Origin of the sequence: Alitiscatomonas aceti (genome assembly GCF_025567195.1) — a bacterium.
Classification (GTDB): Bacteria; Bacillota; Clostridia; order Lachnospirales; family Lachnospiraceae; genus Alitiscatomonas; species Alitiscatomonas aceti.
Map to the genome: position 1 here is coordinate 1 of NZ_JAOQJF010000068.1, position 3,079 is coordinate 3,079.

The 3,079-nt window shown below is 51.1% G+C and carries 3 protein-coding genes; all 3 read right to left on the reverse strand.

Annotated features, from left to right (window positions below; genetic code table 11):
- Window positions 1–298 (reverse strand): ABC transporter permease (locus OCV69_RS16400; RefSeq protein WP_158360087.1); only part of this gene is annotated, 298 nt, incomplete at its 3' end.
- Window positions 299–409: 111 nt separating this feature from the next.
- Entirely contained in the window at window positions 410–2,002 is a 1,593-nt protein-coding gene (locus tag OCV69_RS16405) for an ABC transporter substrate-binding protein (RefSeq protein ID WP_158360089.1), read from the reverse strand.
- Between the two features lie 492 nt (window positions 2,003–2,494).
- Window positions 2,495–3,079 (reverse strand): oligopeptide/dipeptide ABC transporter ATP-binding protein (locus OCV69_RS16410; protein WP_262563247.1); only part of this gene is annotated, 585 nt, incomplete at its 5' end.

Consider the following 3,079-nt stretch of genomic DNA (forward strand, 5'->3'; position numbering starts at 1 on the left):
TCGCCGTATTTGGCAGACGGGCCCATACCTCTTCTCCTACCGGATCACGGGTCTTATAGGAGGTTCCCAGGTCTCCTTGACAGAGGCCCAGCATGTAGTTTACGTAACGGACAATGAACGGGTCATTTAAGCCCATTTCCTCTCGGAACGCCTCGATATCTTCGGGACGTGCCTGCTCACCCAGAGCAGCCTTGGCAGGATCACCAGGAGCTAAATCAAGGATAAAGAATACGAGCAGTGATACTCCGACCAGTACCGGGATCAGTGCCAGAAGACGTTTGATTATAAACTTGATCATATGGTGCGATCCTCTCCCCTCTACATAAATTTTAATCAAAACAGGGACCGGCCTTCCAGGGCCAGGTCCCCAGCCTCTTTTAAAGATTCATCTGAGAGCTGTGCGTCTGGATTATTCGCTCCAGCTCAGCTCACTGATGTACATACCGCCGCTCGGGCTCATCTTAAAGCCTTCCAGGCCCTTTGCATATGCGCGGACATTGTTCTTTAAGTAGATCGGAACCTGTGTGCAGGTATCGTTCAGAGCCTTGCTCAGCTCCGTAACAACCTTCAGGTTTTCTTCCGGATCCAGTGTAGCTTTTACCTTGTCGATGAGAGCATCGATCTCCGGATCGTTCAGACGAGTCTTGTTGGAACCGTTGATGGCTTTAGAATGGTAAACACCCATGGAATGTGCCAGAACATCGCTGGAAGTGTATCCGCCGATGGCAGCCTGGTAATCGCCTGCGGATGTCTTATCCAGATATGTAGCAAGGTCCATGGACTCCAGAGTGATATCGATGCCCAGGTTTTCCTTTAAGGAAGACTGGATCACCTGTCCGGCACGGAGCTTTGTATCATCGGAGCAGATCAGAGCGAAGCCGCAGTCTGCCGGATTTAAACCGGATGCTGCCAGATACTCTTTTGCCTTCTCCGGATCATAGGTGGGAGCTCCGTCGGTCACAACGCCCGGGAAGCACTCCGGAAGCATGCTGTCAGATACGGAACCCTGTCCGTTTAAAGCAACCTGTACCACTGCGTTTTTATCAACAGCAGCGTCGATGGCACGACGGAAGTCCACGTTATCGAAGGGAGCCTTCTCGTTATTTACCATCATCCAGTTGTGGCCTGTACCAGGCTCGTTGACTGTAACAATATCCGGGTTGTCCTGTAAACGGGAAAGGTCTGTGGACTCAACCTCGATGATCATGTCCACTTCGCCGGCCTCAAGGGCCATGGTACGGGAGGATCCCTCCGGAATGATCTTCCAGATTACGTGCTTGATGGCCGGAACTTCTCCCCAGTAATCCTCATTGGCTTCCAGCTCGATGCTCTCGCCCTTGTTCCATGCAACGAATTTGTATGGGCCGGTACCGATGGGCTCTTTGTTGAAGTCATGTCCGCTGGCGATCAGGTCTGCCGGAAGGATGGCGTTGCCGTGATGGCTCAGGTCTGAAAGAAGACCGGAGTGCGGGCCGTTTGTTGTGATCTTAACTGTATAATCATCGATCACTTCAACAGATTCCACTGCGTCACCGTACTGGGAAACCTGCGGGGATTCCTTACAAAGTTCCAGGGAAGCCTTTACATCGGCGGCCTTCACTTCCTGGCCATTGTGGAATTTCACGCCCTGTCTCAGCTTGAATACCCACTCGGTATCGCTTACGATCTCATAGGATTCTGCTAAAGCCGGCTGCGGTGTTAAGTCCGCGCTGGAGTAGAACAGGCCTTCGTGGGTCATCTGGTTGATATAGTCACCAGCCGTCGCGTTGTGCAGATTCGTGGTAACACTGGGTGTTTCATTGGCAGTTGCAATGATCAGAGTATCCTTGGAAGAAGTTCCCTTGGATCCAGAATCCTTGCCAGCCTCAGCTGTGGTCTCTTTGGAGTCGCCTGCTGGTTTTGAATCTGCGCCGGAGTCCTTGGAGCCGCAGCCTGTGAACAGGGCAACAGCAGCAGAAAGAACCATTACCGGTACTAAACCGCGCATAAGTTTTTTCGTCATTCTCTCTCACCTCATAATTATATTTGCATGACCTATGGTCAAATGCACGAAATAAAAAATGCTTTGTACATACCCCATATGGGCATATTATCTATTTTGCACAAATGTTTTGGGCAACTTTTGCCATTTTATCACAATTTATTATAGAAATCAAGCATAAATTATGGGTGTATTCATCAATTTTATCTATATTTCATGATTCTTTCCCTGGATCCGGACATTTACCCCAGCCCTACACAGAAAATTTCCCACGAACCATTCCCTGTTTTTTCCTGTTTTTTCAACAAAGTACACAATCTTACAATTTCCTTTTCCTGTTCCCTGCATCCAGCCCTGCAAGGATACTCTGGACCACCATATCCCTTTTGGCTCCTTTTCCTACAAATGCCTTATGGCTCTCCCTCCATCCATATTTTCCCACATCCAGTACCAAAAAGATATAATGCAAAAAAAGACCGGAACCCCCATAAAAGAGTTCCGGCCTTATAAAGCCTAGTCGGTAAGGAAGCAGGACACGAAGTGGCCCGGGCTGATCTCCTTCAGCTGCGGCTCCTCCGAGCGGCAGCGGTCCGTCGCATACGGACACCGGTTCGCAAAACGGCATGCCTTCGGCGGCTCGATGGGCGAGGTGATCTCTCCCTTTAACAGGATCCTCTCCCTCCGGTTGTCCAGGGACGGGATCGGGATCGCTGATAACAGCGCCTGGGTATACGGGTGCGTCGGGTGGGCAAACAGCTCCTCTGACGGTGCCTTCTCGATCAGCTTTCCAAGATACATAACCGCGATGTCGTCCGAGAAATGGTTTACTACGGACAGGTCATGGGTGATGAACATGTAGGTCAGACCCATCTTGTTCTGCAGCTGCTTCATCAGGTTCAGGATCTGCGCCTGGATCGATACGTCCAGGGCCGATACCGGCTCGTCACACACGATGAACTTCGGGTTTAACGCCAGTGCTCTCGCGATCCCGATCCTCTGGCGGCGGCCTCCGTCCAGCTCGTGGGGGTATGTGTTGATCAGACGGTCTGCAAGGCCTACCGTCTCCATCAACTCACGCACACGGTCCATCTGCTCATT